At 42.1% G+C, this 19947-nt stretch carries 16 protein-coding genes; 8 read left to right on the forward strand and 8 right to left on the reverse strand.

The genetic code is table 11. The annotated features are described in order from the left end of the window. Positions 1-414: 414 nt before the first annotated feature. Positions 415-900 (reverse strand): FKBP-type peptidyl-prolyl cis-trans isomerase, encoded by a 486-nt coding sequence (locus M0221_RS01585; protein ID WP_011279591.1) that lies wholly within the window; start codon positions 898-900, stop codon positions 415-417. Positions 901-1224: 324 nt separating this feature from the next. On the opposite strand from M0221_RS01585, the gene M0221_RS01590 reads away from it, so the two are divergent. Beyond that, the gene (locus tag M0221_RS01590) at positions 1225-3171 is read left to right on the forward strand and encodes a M61 family metallopeptidase (protein ID WP_483284164.1); all 1947 of its coding nucleotides are present in this window, start codon (positions 1225-1227) and stop codon (positions 3169-3171) included. A 126-nt stretch (positions 3172-3297) separates the two neighbouring features. Here the strand turns inward: M0221_RS01590 and copM are convergent, their stop codons facing one another. Both copM and M0221_RS01600 read right to left on the reverse strand, forming a co-directional pair. After that, positions 3298-4137, reverse strand: coding sequence for a CopM family metallochaperone (gene copM, locus M0221_RS01595; protein ID WP_149408879.1), 840 nt, complete (start codon positions 4135-4137; stop codon positions 3298-3300). A 186-nt stretch (positions 4138-4323) separates the two neighbouring features. Next, on the reverse strand, positions 4324-4950 hold the full coding sequence (locus tag M0221_RS01600; protein WP_483284165.1) for an rRNA large subunit pseudouridine synthase E: 627 nt from the start codon (positions 4948-4950) through the stop codon (positions 4324-4326). Between the two features lie 216 nt (positions 4951-5166). Here M0221_RS01600 and icd point away from each other — a divergent pair, with 216 nt between their 5' ends. Continuing rightward, positions 5167-6426: an NADP-dependent isocitrate dehydrogenase gene (gene icd, locus M0221_RS01605; protein ID WP_483284166.1), complete on the forward strand. Its 1260-nt coding sequence runs from the start codon at positions 5167-5169 to the stop codon at positions 6424-6426. Between the two features lie 158 nt (positions 6427-6584). On the opposite strand, the gene M0221_RS01610 is transcribed toward icd, so the two are convergent. Beyond that, complete coding sequence (locus M0221_RS01610) at positions 6585-8804, reverse strand: NADP-dependent isocitrate dehydrogenase (RefSeq protein WP_181209518.1); 2220 nt, start codon at positions 8802-8804, stop codon at positions 6585-6587. Positions 8805-9474: 670 nt separating this feature from the next. On the opposite strand from M0221_RS01610, the gene M0221_RS01615 reads away from it, so the two are divergent. The 3 genes from M0221_RS01615 (at position 9475) to glyA (ending at position 13026) form a co-directional block, all read left to right on the forward strand. After that, positions 9475-10812 carry a GNAT family N-acetyltransferase gene (locus M0221_RS01615; RefSeq protein WP_483284167.1) on the forward strand — a complete coding sequence of 446 codons (1338 nt, stop codon included), beginning with the start codon at positions 9475-9477 and terminating at the stop codon, positions 10810-10812. A gap of 52 nt (positions 10813-10864) precedes the next feature. Further along, the gene (locus M0221_RS01620) at positions 10865-11371 is read left to right on the forward strand and encodes a chorismate--pyruvate lyase family protein (protein WP_483284168.1); all 507 of its coding nucleotides are present in this window, start codon (positions 10865-10867) and stop codon (positions 11369-11371) included. Positions 11372-11769: 398 nt separating this feature from the next. Beyond that, complete coding sequence (gene glyA, locus M0221_RS01625) at positions 11770-13026, forward strand: serine hydroxymethyltransferase (protein ID WP_020442674.1); 1257 nt, start codon at positions 11770-11772, stop codon at positions 13024-13026. Positions 13027-13128: 102 nt separating this feature from the next. On the opposite strand, the gene gltS is transcribed toward glyA, so the two are convergent. The 4 genes from gltS to M0221_RS01645 all read right to left on the reverse strand — a co-directional run bounded on the left by gltS (position 13129) and on the right by M0221_RS01645 (position 17087). Further along, positions 13129-14403: a sodium/glutamate symporter gene (gene gltS / locus M0221_RS01630; protein WP_181209522.1), complete on the reverse strand. Its 1275-nt coding sequence runs from the start codon at positions 14401-14403 to the stop codon at positions 13129-13131. Between the two features lie 88 nt (positions 14404-14491). After that, on the reverse strand, positions 14492-14866 hold the full coding sequence (locus M0221_RS01635) for a barstar family protein (protein WP_483284169.1): 375 nt from the start codon (positions 14864-14866) through the stop codon (positions 14492-14494). Between the two features lies 1 nt (position 14867). Further along, positions 14868-15629, reverse strand: a complete 762-nt coding sequence (locus M0221_RS01640; protein ID WP_483284170.1) for a ribonuclease domain-containing protein — start codon at positions 15627-15629, stop codon at positions 14868-14870. Between the two features lie 156 nt (positions 15630-15785). Further along, positions 15786-17087 carry a glutamate-5-semialdehyde dehydrogenase gene (locus tag M0221_RS01645; protein WP_483284171.1) on the reverse strand — a complete coding sequence of 434 codons (1302 nt, stop codon included), beginning with the start codon at positions 17085-17087 and terminating at the stop codon, positions 15786-15788. Positions 17088-17441: 354 nt separating this feature from the next. On the opposite strand from M0221_RS01645, the gene M0221_RS01650 reads away from it, so the two are divergent. The 3 genes from M0221_RS01650 to M0221_RS01660 all read left to right on the forward strand — a co-directional run bounded on the left by M0221_RS01650 (position 17442) and on the right by M0221_RS01660 (position 19879). After that, positions 17442-17768 (forward strand): hypothetical protein, encoded by a 327-nt coding sequence (locus tag M0221_RS01650; RefSeq protein WP_483284172.1) that lies wholly within the window; start codon positions 17442-17444, stop codon positions 17766-17768. Between the two features lie 172 nt (positions 17769-17940). After that, positions 17941-18738 (forward strand): ABC transporter ATP-binding protein, encoded by a 798-nt coding sequence (locus tag M0221_RS01655; protein WP_483284173.1) that lies wholly within the window; start codon positions 17941-17943, stop codon positions 18736-18738. A 340-nt stretch (positions 18739-19078) separates the two neighbouring features. After that, positions 19079-19879: a transporter substrate-binding domain-containing protein gene (locus M0221_RS01660; protein ID WP_188004062.1), complete on the forward strand. Its 801-nt coding sequence runs from the start codon at positions 19079-19081 to the stop codon at positions 19877-19879. The last annotated feature ends 68 nt before the right edge of the window (positions 19880-19947 follow it).

Consider the following 19947-nt stretch of genomic DNA (forward strand, 5'->3'; position numbering starts at 1 on the left):
ACCTCTTACTTAGTATGGGTCAATCTGCGATTATACATCTACGGCACGATTGAACTGAAAGGTTCAGAGGTACTAGGGATTGGTATCTGGAAAGTCGCATAAGGGATAGGTAGTTTGCTGATTAGGGATGATAGGGCTGGATGCCCGACCGTTATAAAATACTTCGGGATTAAGTATTGAATGACAGTAACATGGATGGTTGGTAATAAAAGCCGCATAATGCTAGTCATTATGCGGCTTTGTTACGTCTGGGCTTTGTGATATTTTAAAGGTCTTAATTTCAAGTAAGTGCAGATGAAAACCTTTAAATTTGCTCATAAAAAAGGTCAATAGAAAAATCTACTGACCCCTTGCAACAAAGGATGGGCTTCATCACTCATTGCTTATGCATCTAGCACAATAATCTCTAAGAGATTAGTGTTCAACGCCACCTGCGCCATGTACATGACCGTGGTTTAGTTCATCTTCAGTAGCAGCACGTACTTCTTGGATTTCAACATCAAAAGTCAAACGCTTGCCAGCTAGTGGATGGTTTGCATCAACAGTCACTTCTTTGTCACTGACGGCAGTCACAGTAACTAGCATCACTTGACCACCAGCTTCTGACTGAAACTGCATACCAGGCTGGATATCTTCAACGCCTTGGAAGTTGTCACGTGGTACATGCTGTACCGCTTGTTCTTGGTATTCGCCGTAACCGTCAGCAGGCTCAACAACAGCATTAACTCTTTCGCCAGCAGATTTACCTTCTAGTTGTTGCTCTAGACCTGGGATGATATTACTGTGACCATGCAAATAAGCAAGTGGTTGACCTTCTGGAGATTGGTCAAGGATATTACCTTCGTCGTCTTTTAGCGTGTAGTTGAACTTGACGGCAGTGTCTTTTGCGATAGTAGTCATAAATTATCCTAAATATGTTGATATTAAAAATTAAATACGGTTGCAATAAACCTAAAAAAGCCAATCAGCCAGCCAAATAGCCACGTCATCAGTTAATTATCATCAGTTTATTAGGGTAACTTTAGCAGTTAGCCTCTTTAATTGCGATAACTCCCATCACTTTCAAGGTTAAAACAACAAAAAATGCCAATTAATCGTGTAATTGGGCAGAATAATCCATGTTTTTAGCATATTAACCAAATACTGCTTTGCTGGTTTTAGGTTCGCCAGTTGCGTTTTTGAGCAATGACTTCTACCATAGCAATAATTATAAGGATAAAAAATATGACTTCACTCTCTCATGCTGCCGATAATCAACCATCTAATATTAACTACCAATTCGACTTTGAGCGTTTTTTAGAGCATCTGGTTGATGTCACGCTTAGGTTTACAGCAGATACAGACGCGCCAAGCTTATGGCTGCCGGCATGGATACCGGGTAGTTATTTGATGCGTGAATTTGCTCGAAATATCACCGCTGTACATTACGAGATATTGGATAAAGAGTTATCGGATAACCGGATTGCGAATAATAAAAATCCTAAGTGTTATCGCGCGCAAAAAACTGATAAGCACACATGGCAATTGCCACATGCAAAAGCAGGGCAAACAATAAGCGTATATTACGAAGTATATTGTTATGATTTATCGGTGCGCACGGCTTATGTCGATCAGCAGCGCTTGTACGGTAATTTTACGTCTTTGGCATTGGCAGTTGCTGGGCAAGAGCAATCACCAATCCAAGTTAGATTGATGGTACCCGAAGCCTTTTTTATTGATAAAAATAAAGAAGAAGTATTACTGGCGTGTGGACTTAAAGCTACATACTTACAAAGCGATGAGCAAAATTTATATAGTTTGCAAGCGGACAGCTATCACGAACTGATTGATTATCCGTTTGAGATTGCGATACAAGAGAAATTTGATTTTATTATTCAAGATAATCAGCATCAGACGCTGAGCCATCAATTTTTCCTCGCAGGTAAGCATAATGCCAATATGGGACGATTGCAGCAAGACCTAACTCGGATCTGCCAGACGTATCTCAATTGGTTGGGTGACGCGCCATTTAATGATTATACTTTTATGACTTATGCTAGTGGGCAAGATTATGGCGGCTTGGAGCACATCAATTCGACCAGTTTGATTACCCCACGCCGTGATTTACCTCGTATCAATGAACCAACAATGCCAAGTAGTGATTATCAGCGATTTTTAGGCTTATGTAGTCATGAGTATTTTCATGCGTGGTGGGTCAAGACAGTTCGTCCCGATGTGATGCTAGATGTGGATTTACGCCGCGAAGCTTTTACACCTTTGCTATGGGTATTTGAAGGCTTTACCTCGTATATTGATGATTTTATGCTGCAAGCCTCAGGGGTTATTGATAAGGCAAGCTATCTAAAGTTATTGGCAGAACAAATTAATCGCTATCACCAAACGCCGGGTCGCGCACAGCAAAGTGTGGCAGAATCGAGCTTTGATGCGTGGATTAAGCTGTATCGCAACGATGAAAATACTGGTAATGCGGGTATCAGTTACTACAATAAAGGAGCTTTAGTGGCATTATGTCTGGATTTAACGTTACTAGAAAAGAGCGCGGGACGTTATCGTTTATTTGATGTGGTCAAAGCTTTTTATGAACAAGCGAAGCAAAATGATAATCAGCGCGTCGGGATCAGTAGTGCCGATATGGGGACTGTCATTGGGCAGTTTATGCCAGTAGCGGATTGGGAAGAGTTTGAGCGCTGCTATGTTAATGGCGTTAAAGAATTGCCTCTGAAACCGTTATTAGCCGCTAACGGTATTCAGTTACATAGCAATACCAAAGAGACCGCTGATAAACATGTACCGTGGGGCATGAGATGTACTGAAACGCCAATGGGACTTAAGGTCAGTAAGGTAGCGCGCGCGAGCGCCGCGGCAAAAGCTGGACTCTCAGCACATGATGTTATTATCGCAATTGATGGTATCAAAGCAGATAACAAACAACTAGCACTATTCAATGATGCATCACACGACATTGAATGCCATTTGTTTCGCCGTGATGAGCTGATGACGGTTAAGGTTGTACCGAAAGTCGATACAGATGAGAGTGATGGTTTAGATAAAGTCTTTCCACATAGCATTAGCTTGCGTTTAGCAAAGGCTAATACAGATGATGAAAATAAGATAAATGAATTAAAAACAGAAAGTGCTTGGTTAGATGTGATGAACGGTGCCCAGTCATAGTGATTTGGCTATCACAAGTAGTTGAGTGCTCTACAAAGACAGTGGATACTATAAGATTAGCAGCTATTAAAAAGCCCATACTAAACAATGATGCTTAGTATGGGCTTTATGTTATACGCTTAAAATTTAAGCATTAGGTTTTGTGGTTTTGGCAACCTCTACGGCTTCTTTCTGGTTTGCAGAAGTATCTTGATCGGTAGCATTGCTTGCATCTTTTTCTGAATTAACTAACGTTTTTGCAATCCACTCTTGTAACCATATAATTTCAGGCTGCTGGGCATCAATGATGTCTTGTGCCAATTTACGCATTTCTTTATCAGTACCATATTGGAGCTGTATCATTGCCATATCTACCGCGCCGCGATGATGAGGCAGCATACCACGTGCAAATGCCATGTCTGGTATAGGGTTTGCGATGCCAGTCATCATGTCGTCATGCATGGCTTGCATGCCTGCCGTATAAGCTTGTTGCATTACTTGGGTATTGGGCTTCGGCTTGGGCGCATCAGGGTGGCTAGCAAGCCATTTATTTATAATATCAATCTCAAGCTGCTGTGAGTCAATGATATCTCTTGCCAGCTTACGCATCGTCTCATCAGTACCGTATTTAAGCTCAATCTTTGCCATATCTACTGCACCATGATGATGCCCAAGCATACTTTTTGCAAAGGCTGTATCAGGATCGTTATAAGCCATACCTACCATCATCTCATTATGCATATCAGTCATAGACTTCGTATAGTCTTTAAATATGTCCGTTATTGGCATCTCATCTGGCGTAGTATCAGCAGTCATCATATCGTGAGCATCCATATCTTCATGGCTGTCAACTTGCTCTGATACGACTGGTGCATCGTCTTGCACTGCATTCACCTCAACATCATCTGATGCTGGCTGGCAAGCACTTATTAATAGCGCAGCAGACACACCAGTAGCAAACAAGGCAAAACGATGAAAAGCAGTCATGACATATCCTTACCATAAATTGAACAAGAAGCTTAGCAAAAAAGCATATGAATCATATAGAGCACATAGCTAAATGTTAACAGATAAATCTTACTCTTTCGAGACGCTATGTTTAAGATGTCGTAATATAGTGATCTTAAATAAAAAAGCTATCTTAAGTACAGCTTTACTCAGGTATTATTATAGCTAACCTATGACGCCAAGTTTTCGGCATTGCTCACTATTTAAATGAATGCGTACAAACTCACCAACGCCCAACTCTCCAAGCTCAAATCCTGCCACTGACCAGCGTATCAAGCGTAAGCAAGGCAGCCCTACATGCGCAGTCATACGCCTCACTTGGCGATTTTTGCCTTCATAAATAGTCAGCATCAACCATGACGTTGGGATATTTTTACGCTCACGAATAGGCGGATCACGCTCCCATAATGTAATCGGCAAGTCGACTTCATCCACCAATACTGCAGAGGCAGGCAATGTCTTACCGTCTTTCAAGACCACGCCTGACGCCAGCGCCTTTAATTGGACAGAAGTGACCATGCCTTCTACTTGTACCAAATAAGTCTTACCTTGTTTTTGTTTGTTTTGCGCAAAACCTTTTGTAGATGGTGGCTGCGTAATGGCTTTATTGATACGTCCATCACTGGTCAAAATCAGCAGCCCCTCTGAGGTAGCATCAAGCCGACCAGCGATACGGAGTGACTTGTCCGTGAAATATTCTGATAGAGTAGTATGGTCATTATTGCTGTCATCACGGAATTGACTTTGTACTCCGTAAGGCTTATTAAACAAAATCAGGCTAGAGCTGGACATAAAATAGCGTTTCCCAAAAATAAAATGGCGGATAGCAGGACATATACTATAAGAATTAATATACGAGTAAAGCCTAAAGGTAGAGGCGTGTTTTACCTTAAGTTTATCGTATTGTACAAACATTTATAATGCTGTCATCACCATGATAAAACAGCTAGCATAACAGAATGCCAAGGACGCTTAAAACACATAATACCTATCAAGGAGTATCACCTCATGTCATATAACAAGGTTATCGTACCAATAAACGGCGAAAAAATAACCGTAAATGCTGATTTATCCTTCAATATTCCAAATCATCCGATCATTCCCTTTATCGAAGGCGATGGCATCGGCGTTGATATCACACCTGTCATGATTGAAGTGATTGATGCGGCAGTTGAAAAAGCTTATAAAGGCAAAAAGTCCATCGTTTGGATGGAGACCTATTGCGGTGAAAAAGCGTCTAAAATTTATGACGGCGAATTTATGCCAGAAGAGACGCTTGATGTGTTGCGTGATTATGTCATCAGTATAAAAGGTCCGCTGACCACACCAGTTGGCGGCGGTATGCGCTCGCTGAACGTGGCAATGCGACAAGAGCTTGATTTGTACGTTTGTCAGCGTCCTGTACGTTGGTTCGAAGGCGTTCCAAGTCCTGTCCAGCATCCTGAGTTGACTGATATGATTATTTTCCGCGAAAACTCAGAAGATATCTATGCCGGTATCGAGTGGAAAGCAGGCAGTGAGGATGCCAAAAAAGTCATTAAGTTTTTAAAAGAAGAGATGGGCGTGACACAGATTCGCTTTTCAGAAGATTGTGGCATTGGTATCAAGCCAGTATCAAAAGAGGGCTCACAGCGCTTGATTTGTAAAGCGATTCAGCACGCCATCGACAATGACTTGCCCAATGTGACGCTTGTACATAAAGGCAATATTATGAAGTTCACTGAAGGCGCTTTTAAAGAGTGGGGATATGAAGTTGCTACTGAGTGCTTTGGTGCTCAATTACTAGATGGTGGCCCTTGGATGACGATAACAAATCCTAAGACGGGTCATAAGATTGTGATTAAAGATGTGATTGCGGATGCGTTTTTGCAGCAAATCCTCATGCGTCCAGCTGACTACTCAGTGATTGCGACATTAAACCTAAACGGCGACTACATCTCTGACGCGCTAGCCGCGCAAGTCGGTGGTATCGGTATTGCTCCGGGTGCTAATAAAGGAGTTGCTATTGCCGTATATGAAGCAACACATGGTACAGCGCCAAAGTACGCCGGACAAAACAAAGTCAATCCGGGTTCGCTTATTTTATCAGCTGAGATGATGTTACGTGATATGGGCTGGACAAAGGCCGCTGACTTGGTCATCGAAGGTATCCAAGGTGCTATCAAAAATAAGACCGTGACCTACGATTTTGAACGCCTAATGCCGGATGCCATCTTATTAAATACCTCTGAGTTTGGTAAAGCAATCATCAAACATATGAATGCGTAAGAAAATGATGTCTTTTACATAATGTCTTGTAAATAGTTTCTGACATAAAAATCACTCATTAATAAAAGACAAAAAAACACCCCAAAATCTAAGATATTTGGGGTGTTTTGTTTGCGCTAATGTCACTTCTATAAATTAACTTTTATAAGATGAGTTAATTATAATGAAGCAATGGCGTTATTGAACAAAGTGCTAGGACGCATTGCTTGCTCAGCCAATGCTTCATCCGCTAGGTAATAGCCTTTAAGATCCATAGGCTTACCTTGAGCATCATTTAGCTCTTTGATAATAGCTGCTTCATTGCTCTCAAGGTTCTGCGCAAGTGCGGTAAATTGCGCTTTTAGCTCGCTGTCTTGATCTTGAGCAGCGAGCTCTTGTGCCCAATACATAGCAAGATAGAAATGACTGCCACGATTGTCAAGCTCACCGGTTTTGCGTGATGGAGACTTGTCATTCAATAACAGCTTTTCAGTTGCTCTATCTAAGGTATCAGCCAATACTTGAGCTTTAGGGTTGTTGTCATTCTGTGCTAAATGCTCTAACGACACGGTCAATGCCAAGAACTCACCCAAAGAATCCCAACGTAAGTGGTTTTCTTCAACCAATTGTTGTACATGCTTTGGTGCTGAACCGCCAGCGCCTGTTTCAAACAAACCGCCGCCCTTCATTAATGGAACCACTGACAACATCTTAGCACTGGTGCCCAATTCTAAAATCGGGAATAAGTCAGTGAGATAATCACGTAAGATATTACCAGTAGCAGAAATCGTATCAAGACCACGAGCAACGCGCTCTAAGGTATAACGCATGGCACGAACTTGTGACATGGTTTCGATATGTAGACCAGTGGTATCATGATCTTTTAGATACATTTTTACCTTTTTGATCAGCTCGTTTTCGTGTGGACGATACGGGTCTAACCAAAAGATAACTGGTGTATTCGATTCGCGTGCACGGCGTACTGCAAGCTTGACCCAATCTTGGATAGGCTCATCTTTAACCTGACACATGCGCCAGATATCACCTTTTTCAACACGCTGCTCAAGCAAGATTTCATTTGTTTCTTCGTCAACAATACGAGCAATACCGTTATCGCTCGCTTCAAAAGTCTTGTCGTGTGAGCCATATTCTTCCGCTTTTTGAGCCATTAGACCGACGTTAGGTACTGTACCCATCGTTGTTGGATCAAAGTTGCCATGCCATTTGCAGAAATTGATCATTTCTTGATAAATGCGGGCAAAGGTAGATTCTGGCATGACGGCTTTACAGTCATATAGTTTACCATCAGCACCCCACATTTTGCCGCCATTACGTATCATAGCAGGCATGGATGCATCAACGATGATGTCACTTGGCGAATGGAAGTTGGTGATGCCTTTTGATGAATCAACCATCGCCAAACGTGGACGGTGGACTTGGCAAGCATGTAAATCACGCTCAATCTCTTCACGCAAACTGGCTGGCAACTCGGCAATTTTTTCATACAAACTTGCCATGCCGTTATTAACATTGACACCTAGCTCGTCAAATAATGCGCCATGCTTTTGGAAAGCATCTTTATAGTAGATTCTGACCGCATGACCGAAGACGATAGGGTGTGATACTTTCATCATGGTCGCTTTTACATGCAATGAGAATAAGATACCAGCTTCACGGCAGTCTTCCATTTCACGCTCATAAAAATCAAGCAGTGATTTTTTGCTCATAAACATAAGATCGATGACTTCTTTATCAAGCAAAGCGATGCCTGTTTTGAATACATTTACAGTGCCATCGTCCGCTAAGCGTTCCATACGTACAGTACGTGCTTTATCTAAAGTGATAGATTGCTCGCCATCATAGAAGTCGCCGCTGTGCATATGTGATACATGCGTTTGTGACCATTGTTTCCATTCACCCATAGAATGCGGATGTTTGCGTGCGTAGTTTTTGACCGCTTTTGGTGCGCGGCGATCTGAGTTACCTTCACGAAGTACAGGGTTTACCGAGCTGCCTAAACTTTTGCCATAACGCAGACGAATCGATTTTTCTTCGTCAGTTTTTGGGTCATCTGGAAAATCAGGAATAGCGTAGCCTTTACCTTGTAGCTCTTTAATAGCTGCTTTCAACTGTTGAACAGAAGCACTGATATTTGGCAATTTGATGATGTTGGTGTTTGGATCTTGTGTCAGACGACCTAGCTCAGCTAAATTATCAGGAACGCGTTGCTCTTCACTTAAAAACTCAGGGAATTCAGCCAATACACGGGCAGCAACTGAGATATCACTGGTGTCAACTTCAATGCCTGCTGTGTGAGTAAATGCTTTGACAATAGGCAAGAATGATACGGTTGCAAGCGCTGGGGCTTCGTCGGTTTTTGTATAAATAATTTTTGACATTGTAGTAGAGTATTCCTTTATGTTGTCATTAATAAGGGGAGTAAGGCTTGGATCTTATTTAATCGCTTTATATAGCCTTCATACCATAATGAGTGATGGCGCTAAATTAAGCACATCAAGTGTCACTTTTGCAATCATACAAAAATATATTTAAACAGTTTGACGCATTTAAATAGTTTTGAGACTGCCTGTTGACCTTATTTTGCAAAACTATCTTTTGGAAGCTGTTTTAACCTTTATGACAAACTTACCGCCAAAAGAGGGGTTGAACGATTGGGTAACACTGCCTGACGATACATGACAGTCGATATATTATAGTTCATCCACTATAAATCCGATATGATGTCAATCTCGTATGTTGAACTAAGTATACTATTTCGCTCATATCTCATCTATATGAATTATATTAAGCTAATAATACTCTTATTCTATCAGTCATCAAGATTGATATCATCTTTTCCATGTAATTTGCCTGTTTTTAATGGCAGTTTTTATTACGTATGGCATCAAAGTTTTGTTTCTATCACACTAGTACGGCATCATTTCTTAAACGGTATCAATAATCCTATAACGGTTATATAAAATTCTTGCAAATTGTGACAGCAAAAAAATGCCAATTTGATAGGCTATATGATCAAGAAAAGTCATCAAAAAAAACAGTGTGCTGATTATGAATTTACAATATGCGTTACTGAACGATACCAGTTGGCAAAGCCTAAGCGAGTGGCAAACGCCAGACACCCCTTTTATGTCATTTGCCTTTTGGCAAGCGCTTAGTGACACTGGCGCGATTGGCGAAGAGGCTGGCTGGTTACCTATTTATATATTGGTGCACCGTGTAGATGCCGATGACGATTTTGCAGTACAGCAAAATTTGTCTTCTGTAGAAGCTTCTATAAAGGTGAAGCAGCCGGTTGCCGTGATGCCCGTATTTATTAAAGGTCATCATCAAGGGGAATTTGTATTTGACCATTCATGGGCGCAAGCTTATGCGCAGTATGGTCTCGACTATTATCCGCGTTTGGTAACGAGCGCCCCTTATACGCCTATTACTGGGCAGCGTTTATGGCTGGCAGCAGGTGAGACGCTCGATGCTGACATTATAAAGACCGCTATTGCAGGGGTGGATGATATTGCGCAGCAAGTAGATGCATCTGGCTGGCATGGGCTATTTGTCACACCTGAAATGGCTGCTATGGCTAACGCATCGCTGCCGACTGATATTGATATAGAAATGGCGCTTAAAACCCAAGCAAATGGTGTAGCGGCAAAACCGATTGAGTTACCGATACTTGAGCGTCAAGGTTGCCAATTTTTATGGCAAAATAAAAATCTAACTCAAGATGATCAGCCATTTACAGATTTTGAAGCATTTTTGACCACGCTCAAAGCCAAAAAACGCAAAACCATTCGGGCTGAGCGCAGAAAAGTTGCTGAGCAAGGTATTACGTGCCAGCGAAAATGCGGTGATGACATTACCGAGTCTGACTGGAAGACTTTTTATCATTGCTATGTAATGACTTATGCGGTACGTGGGCAGCAGCCTTATTTGACCATGGATTTTTTTAAAGCATTAGCGCAACATATGGCTGAGCATTTAATGCTTGCACAAGCACTTGATGCCAACGATGAGATTATCGCGAGCAGTCTGTTTTTATGTGATAAGCCTGACAATAAAACGGCAACTTTGTACGGTCGTTATTGGGGCGCTCTTGGTGAGTATGATAGCTTGCATTTTGAGCTGTGCTATTATCAAGGTATTGAGTTTGCCATCGAGCAAGGCTTGCATTATTTCGACCCAGGAACGCAAGGCGAGCATAAGCTGATTCGTGGCTTTATTCCAACAGCTACCCACTCACTGCACCGTATTTATGATGCGCGTTTTGTGCCAGCGATTGCTGATTTTTGCCGCAAAGATCGGCTACAGATGTCGCAATATCGAGAGCAAGCATTTGAAGCTTTGCCGTTTAATATTGATAATATGCCAATGTTCAATAACAATGAATAACCTTATCTTTTAACCATCTTCTACTTAATAAAGTACATATTAGCCGTAAACTATGACCTCTCATCTTTCTTGCGTAACCAATTCATTACCTCCAACTGAGCTATTGCCTTGGCTAAATACCGAAGGCTCTCTTACTGCCTTGCTAGAGGTAAAAGCTGGGCGGCCGTTACTTGTAGAACGCAGATTTGAGGGCTATCGGTTATTGTCTTTAGCACAAAAAAAACAACTGGGTATCAAAGGGGCAGCGCTTAGTCATCCACGGCTGGCATGGGTCCGTGAGGTATATTTATACGGGAATGACGAGCTACCATGGGTACAGGCGCAAAGCCTGTTTCCGTTATCAAGTCTAAAAGGCAGTGCCAGACGTCTACAGCAACTAAAAAGCACACCCATAGGTTATGTATTGTTTAATCGCAGTCGTACCTTGCCCAATCAGCGCTGTATCAAATATACGGCAGATGGCTGGCAACGGCAGACGCTTTATGATTGGTACGGTCGTTCTTTACTTATTAGTGAGAACTTTTTGCCACGGTTCTGTGAAAAACAATTGGATATTTAAGTACTTCATCAGAAAATTAAAACAACCAATTAATTAGCCAACTATTTTCCACTTTATTGTTCAGATAAGTTTTTAGTGAATAAATTTTAATGAATTTACTACTTCTATTTAGAGGATATATTGATAAGTTACTGAAAAAAATAGATTTAAATATAGAGAATTTTGCCCTGTCGTCTACTCAAAATAAGCTGATATTTTTTTGCGCTCGCAACATAAAGTTTCATGTTACACTTAAACTTTAGCGAGAATATCGATGCAAAAGAGTATCGAATTTATCCTTAAAACTGCAAGCTAATGATAAGCTCATGCCTTTTGCTTGCCTATTTCAAACTTCTTTTGCTACTCGCTTCTTTCAACGACCGTTATTACTAATAAACGTCACCACTTAGGACTTTACTATGTTTAAAGATATCTCTATCAAAGATTTTGATCCAGTACTTGCTGAAGCTATGGCTGCTGAAAGCGTTCGTCAAGAGAACCATATTGAGCTTATCGCTTCAGAAAACTACTGCTCACAAGCAGTGATGGAAGCGCAGGGTACTGATTTGACCAACAAATACGCTGAAGGCTATCCTGGTAAGCGCTATTACGGTGGTTGTGAGCATGTTGACGTCGTTGAGCAACTAGCTATCGACCGTGCGAAAGAATTGTTTGGTGCAGAATATGTGAACGTACAGCCACACTCTGGTAGCCAAGCAAACTCTGCTGTCTTTTTAGCATTGCTTGAAGCCAATGATACCGTACTTGGCATGAGCTTAGATGCTGGCGGTCACTTGACTCATGGCGCGCACATCAACTTCTCAGGTCTGAACTATAACGCAGTACAGTATGGTTTGGTCGAAGGCACTGGTCTTATCGATTATGACCAAGTTGAGAGTTTAGCAAAAGAGCATAAGCCAAAAATGATCATCGCTGGTTTCTCAGCATACTCACAAGTAGTTGATTGGGCGCGTTTCCGTGAAATCGCTGACGAAGTAGGCGCTTACTTACTAGTCGATATGGCTCACGTTGCTGGTCTTATCGCTGGCGGTGTTTACCCAAGCCCAGTACCATTTGCTGATGTGGTGACCACGACTACGCACAAAACCTTACGTGGCCCACGTTCAGGTATGATTCTTGCTCGTGATGAGAAGCTTGCTAAAAAGCTCAATTCTGCCGTATTCCCAGGCAACCAAGGTGGCCCGTTGATGCATGTCATCGCGGCAAAAGCAGTTTGCTTTAAAGAAGCATTAGAAGAGAACTTCAAAACCTATCAGCAGCAAGTGGTTAAAAACGCTCAAGCCATGGCAAAAGTCATTCAAGATCGCGGCTATGAAATTATCTCTGGTGGCACTGAAAACCATCTGATGCTTATCAGCTTAGTTAAGCAAGAGATGACCGGTAAAGAAGCGGATAAATGGTTGGGTGACGCACACATTACGGTCAATAAAAACGCCGTACCAAACGATCCAAAATCTCCGTTTGTGACTTCTGGTATCCGTATTGGTACACCAGCGATTACCACTCGCGGCTTCAACGAAGCACAAGCAGGTGATTTGGCAGGTTGGATTTGTGATGTTCTTGACAGCCGTGGCGATGAAGCAGTAACTGCTGAAGTCCGTGGCAAAGTCGAAGCGATCTGTAAAGAGCTTCCTGTATACGCTAAAAACCAGTAATTTCTGATTAATTGGTTTTATAAGTCAGATATAAAAAAACCGCTTAGCTTTGGCTAGGCGGTTTTTTTGTGAGTATATAAATCAGTTTTTTAATTTATCAAATCACATAAACGGCAATTTGGTAAATATCTGCAGGATAGTGGCGTTAACGATATCAACGAAGAATGCACCAACCATAGGTACAATCAAAAATGCCTTATGTGATGGTAAGTAACGATCGGTGACCGCCTGCATATTGGCAATCGCTGTAGGAGTTGCACCCATACCGAAACCACAGTGTCCTGCTGACAAGACAGCTGCATCATAGTCTTTTCCCATGAGTTTGAAGGTCACAAAGTAAGCATAGCCAATCATTAGAACAGTTTGTGACAATAAGATGATCAATACCGGACCTGCCAAATCTGTCAATTGCCACAGCTTTAATGACAATAAAGCCATCGCTAAGAAAAGACTCAAAGAAGCGTTACCGATGACGTCAATCGCACGGTCAAACATATCAAAGTTAAATACCATGGTTAAGGTATTACGCAAAATCACACCACCTGCTAATGCCCATACAAAGGTCGGTAACTCAAACCATGTATCCTGCGCTACCAAAGTCATGAGATCAGCGAACGCCAATGCTGCGGCAAACAGTGCCAATGATTCAATGGTAGACGATGCCGTAATCAGACGGATATTATCCGGCTTTTCAAACATCTCCTTATTGCTATGAACTTCCTCTTCGCTATGCTTGGTGCTATAGAGCGACTGCTCACTTGCCAGTTTTTCAACATCACTTGGGTTTGGATTGATTGCTGTGGGCTTGAGACCAAGCTTTTTAATCAAGCGACGAGCAACAGGACCACCGATAATACCGCCTGCCACTAAACCATAAGTGGCAACTGCGATACCCAGCGTCGTCGCGCCAACCACACCATACTGCTCCTCTAAAGTAATGCCCCAAGCACCAGCAGTACCATGACCACCAGTCAAAGCGATTGAACCGGTCACCAAGCCAAGCAAAGGATCAAGCCCAAGTGCGCTTGCCATTGCAACACCAAGGATGTCTTGCAAAATGATAAAAACAGACACGATAATGGTGAAAATCAGCAAGGGTGAGCCACCTGCTTTTAACCGACCAAAATCAGCGCTAAGCCCGATAGAGGCAAAAAACATCAGCATAGTTGCTGTTTGCAGTCCTTGATGGAAATTAAAGCTATAGCCCCAAACAATATTAAGAATATAAACGACAATCGCTGCGACCAAACCGCCTGCGACTGGTTCTGGAATATTGAAATCTTCTAAAAACTTAATTCTTTTGACTAAGAAGCGTCCAAGCAAAAGTACTAATGTGGCTAATATCAGGGTGTAATAGCCGTTTAGGGTGATTTCCATATGTTAATCCTTTCTATAGATATAAATTAACCTGAATTCGGGATAAATCTGTTTTTATCTCGAATTTAGATTCTTCTCTTACTGGCGACTAAGACAAATCATCAGACGCCACGACAATCCACAGCTGTGGTTTGCCAAATTCTTTAAAAGCATCTTCTATAATACTTTTGAAGACATTAAAATCTTCGGTGTTAATATTTTTAACCGCTGTTAAATCAAGTACCAAATGCTCGATATCACTGTCTGTTAAGCAGTCCCACGCTGCATCCCAGTTATGACCAAACCAACTTGGGAAATCGCATGCTTTCGCTAAGCTACTTAAGAGTGTTTCTTTATCTAATCGCTCTTCTATAGGTATAGCGATTGCTTGTTTAGGAATAGTAGCAGACGTTCTGCTGCTTTTACCTTTAACAAGGTTTTGATCAATGCTGCTTGGATTTACATAGTAAATAGCTTGAGTCATGTTATTTCACCTCCAGTTCTTGAAAGCTGTCGTAATGATCAAGGGTCAAATAATAAATGGTTGGTGGGTGACCGCCAGTGACAATACGTCGTGCACCGCGATGCGAAACGGCAGGTGTGGGTACAGTATATTCGCGATAGTAGCCTTGCGACTGCTCCGGTAACTTGCCTTCGCGATTATAGAAAGTGGTTCCGTCTTTGTTAGGATAAGGGAAGGGTCCACCTTGCTGAATAAGCATAAGCGTCTGATCTATTTGCGCATCATCAGTGATAGCCGCTGCATTTGAATTACTGGCAGATTCAATATGATTTTGCGATAGAGTAGTAGATGGCGCGCTATCGGCAAAAAAACTGGATTTCAAATCAGCAAAGAAATAGACCGCAACAGCGATAATGGCAATCAAACTGAATAGGGTAGAGAAGCTGCTTTTCTTATTTTGGCTGCTACGATTATTTTTGCTAATGCGGTTTCGATTGTTTTTCTGACTAACATTATCTGAGCTACGATGCATTGAATTTGCCACTGAATTGGATGCTGGCGTCTCTAAAATACTCAATTCATCCGATGTGACTTCGGTGGCGCGCAATTGGTTTTTGTCATTGCGTTCACTATTAAAATAGACACGTTGCCCTTTGCTGATAGGCTGCGCCATTCGCACGGATTTTATGTGAAAAAACACATCTTCACTCTGATTGTCGACATCGATAAAGCCATAGCCTTTATCAGAATTCCAATGCTTAATTTTGCCACTTTGCATGGGCATCCTCGTCCTATCGATAGATTTTTATCACGTAAAATAATGGCTTTATGTCATACATAATATAGTTATTAATAATAAAAAAACGCCAGCAATTAAGCTGACGTTCTGTAACAATTATACTGCAGACGACATTATAGATTGTAGTGAAGACGTAATAAATTAGGCACGTGTTTCGCCATGACCATAAACGATCCACTTTTGTGAAGTTAAGCCTTCAAGTCCGACAGGTCCACGCGCATGAATCTTGTCAGTTGAGATACCAATTTCGGCACCAAGACCATATTCAAAACCATCGGCAAAACGGCTAGAGGCGTTAATCATCACGCTTGCCGAGTCGACTTCGCGAATAAATCGCTGTGACTTGGTATAGTTATCCGTAATGATGACATCGGTATGATGACTGCCATGGGTGTTGATATGCTCAATCGCCTCATCAATGCCGGATAAGATTTTAATCGCGAGGATAGGGGCGAGATATTCGGTATCCCAATCTTCAGCGGTGGCGGCTGATAAATGGCCTTTAAGGGTAGTGTTATCGTTCAGAATAGCCTGCGCTTTATCATCAAGGCGTAGTTGCATCGCATTATCGGCCTCAACGATGGCTTCGGCAATTTTTGGTAACAGCTCATCAGCGATGGCTTCATCGACCAACAAGGTTTCCATGGTATTACAAGTACCATAGCGATGGGTTTTGGCATTGACACTCACGTTAATGGCAATCTCAGGATCAGCATCACTGTCGATAAAGGTATGACAGTTGCCATCTAAGTGCTTAATAACAGGCACGCGTGCATCGCGGCTGATACGTTCAATCAGCCCTTTACCGCCGCGTGGTACGATAACATCAACATACTCTGTCATAGTGATAAGCTCACCGACGGCAGCACGGTCAGTGGTCTCTAGTACTTGGACACTATACTCAGACATACCAACGTTTTTTAGTCCTTCTAAAATACATTTGGCAATCGCTTGATTAGACTCAAATGCTTCAGAGCCGCCACGTAAAATGATGGCATTACCTGACTTTAGTGCGAGCGAGGCTGCTTCCAAAGTGACATTGGGACGCGACTCATAGATCATACCGACTACACCAAGTGGCACGCGCATTTTGCCCAGATGAATACCCGACGGACGATACGTCATGTCTGTAACCTCACCAATAGGGTCAGGCAATGCCGCAACGTCTTTTAGACCTTGTAGCATGCCATCAAAACGGGCGTCATTTAACTCCAAGCGATCAAGCAGAGCAGCATCTAGGTCGTTCTTTGCCCCATTGTCCATATCGACTGTATTGGCGGCTAAGATATCTTGCTTAGCGTTCTTTAATACATCGTGAATAGCCATCAGTGCAGCATTTTTGTCACCCGTATTGGCAGCAGCCAGTGCTCTGGATGCAGCGCGCGCTTCTTTACCAACATTTTGCATATAAGCGGTTACGTCTGTGGTATTGGTTTGACTCATAAATATTCTTCCTTATAGTTATAAATAGAAAACAATCAGTGTTCTTTAGCGCTCTAATGGCACTCTGCTATTTAACATAGAGGAGATTAGGTCGATAGTAAAGCCGATTTTGTGAATAGAAGTCACTTGTCTTTATATGATAGTCATGATTGGGCATTGGATTGATGGTTACGTATTTTTAACAGAAATAGACTGCAATTACTAAGGTAGTCGCTATGAATCGTCCGTATAGTGAGCGCTAAGCAACAAGAGATTCATTTTAGCTTTAACACATTATTTTTAAACTCGCTCGGCTACATAATAGCTATTCATAGTAAAATTAATGATAGTAAATAAAAATATTGGAGAATAAATATGACCATTGACCAACAACAAATTCAAAAATCTGGTGCTTACAAAAACTGGTTGGGCGTTGGATTGGTTGCAGCGGCATTGACGCTAAGTGCCTGTGGTAAGAAAGATGAGCCACCGGTAGAGACGGCGCCAGCAGTCGATGCGCAGACTGCGGTAGAAGATGAATCAACGGGTATGGCTACTGCCGGCAGTGCTGACGATGTTGCGGTAGCAACTGCTGACAATGATATGGCAGTAAGTAGCACGGATGATGTGGCCGTAGCAACTGCGGATGATGCAGAGATGATGGACGGTACTGAAAGCGAAGAGCACGTCTCAAGCTACTAATGTGGCAGATAAAACAGCGCTCACGCTATTAAGATGATAAAATAAGGCCCATAATTGACTGTATATTATGGGCCTTATTTTATAAAGGTAATTTAATGCCAAACGCCTTTTTAATGCTAAGCGCCTTTTTACGTCATGTTTTCATTCATATTTATTGGAAGTCTGCTAAACCATGCTTGATACTGCAAATAATCCGACTCGACCTATCGCTTTAGATTTACAAGATATCCATAAAAGTTTCGGCTCATTGGCCGTACTGAAAGGCGTATCTCTAACTGCCTATGACGGCGATGTTATCTCTATTTTAGGCTCGTCTGGCTCAGGTAAGTCGACCCTGCTGCGCTGTATCAATTTGCTCGAAAAGCCCAATCACGGTCGCATTATTATCGGTAAAGATGAGCTGATGCTAAAGCCAGCTAAGTCAGGCGAATTGCAAGCGGCTGATATCAAACAGCTAGAACACTTGCGCGCACGCGTGGGCTTTGTCTTTCAGAATTTCAATCTATGGCCACATAAAACGATTATTGACAATATCATCGAAGGGCCAATACAAGTCTTAAAAATAAAAAAAGACCAAGCCATTAGCGATGCTGAAAAGCTGCTCGATAAAGTCGGTTTGCTTGATAAAAAAGACGCTTATCCTGCTAATCTGTCTGGTGGTCAGCGTCAGCGTGTTGCTATTGCACGCGCCCTTGCTATGCAGCCACAGGTATTATTATTTGATGAACCGACTTCTGCTTTAGATCCTGAGCTGGTCAATGAAGTGCTTGCGGTGATGCGAGAGCTAGCAGCCGAGGGACGCACGATGTTGATTGTGACCCATGAGATGCGTTTTGCACGTGAAGTTTCTAGTAAAGTGGTGTTTTTACACCAAGGCGTGATTGAAGAGATTGGTACGCCTGAGCAGGTCTTTGATAACCCTAAGTCTGAGCGCGTTAGAGACTTTATGGCTTCACATCGTCAAAATTAATCCATTGCTTAAATTTAGTAAAATCGCAATCTTAGCAATAATTGTTTAAAACGCTAAGATTGCACATCAGTAAGTCTATTCGTGCCTTTATTACTCAATAATCACAGTCGGTATGCAAAACGTTTGTTTTTGATATTCCACTCAGGTATTATCAAAAGACTTGTGAGCGGGTATGCATAGCACTTCTCCATATACCTAAATATCTCACAGCCTGAATATCCAGTTGCCTGAATCTGAGTAACTTATCTGGCAGGGACGTCAGAGAAAATATACCAGAACACTGTATCAAAAATTAGAGATTAAAAATCATCTTAAAAATCCATCAGAATTTAAGGAACGTATGATGTCGAATTCTCGCCTATTGTGGTCATCGATGACCGTTACTGCCGCGCTCATGTTAGGGGCTTGTAGCCAACCTGCCAATGACGCTGCTGATACCAATGCAGATGCACCGGCAGCAGGAACCGCTGGCAAGACCATTCGTATTGCAACTGAAGGCGCATACCCTCCTTTTAACTATACCAATGCCGATGGCAGTTTGGCGGGTTTCGATATCGACGTTGCCAATGCTCTATGTAAGCAGATGCAAGCCAAATGTGAAATTGTCGCTCAAGATTGGGACGGTATTATTCCGGGTTTATTGGCGCAAAAATACGATGCGGTTATCGCTGGTATGTCTATTACCGCTGAACGTCAAGAAAAAGTTGATTTCAGCGAGCCTTACTTTGCCAATACGATGGTTTGGCTGACCGATACCAAAGGCAGTTTTGATCCTAAAGTCATCAAAAATCTGACGCTTGGTGGTCAACGTTCAACGACGCCGGGTGCTTATTTACAAGACAATTATGAAGGCAAAGACGGCAATACCGTTAAGCTTTATGACAATTATGACAATGCTTATTTGGACCTAAAGTCTGGTCGTAGTGATGTTGTATTGGCTGAAAAAGTATCAGCAAAATCATGGTTAGCAGACAACCCTGAAGGCTTCGGTATCGTGGGTGATGAGATTGACAATGATGACAATATTGCGATTGCTGTTCGTAAAGGCGATGCTATTAAAGAAGACTTTAATAAAGCGCTGAGTGAAATTCGCAGTAACGGTGAGCTTGCCCGTCTTGAGCAGCAAAACTTTGGTCAATAATCTGTAATCATTAGCGTCGATTGTTTATATCCTTCTCAAGTGGCGGATATATATACGGCTAGTAAATA

It is taken from the genome of Psychrobacter sp. ANT206 (assembly GCF_056880555.1).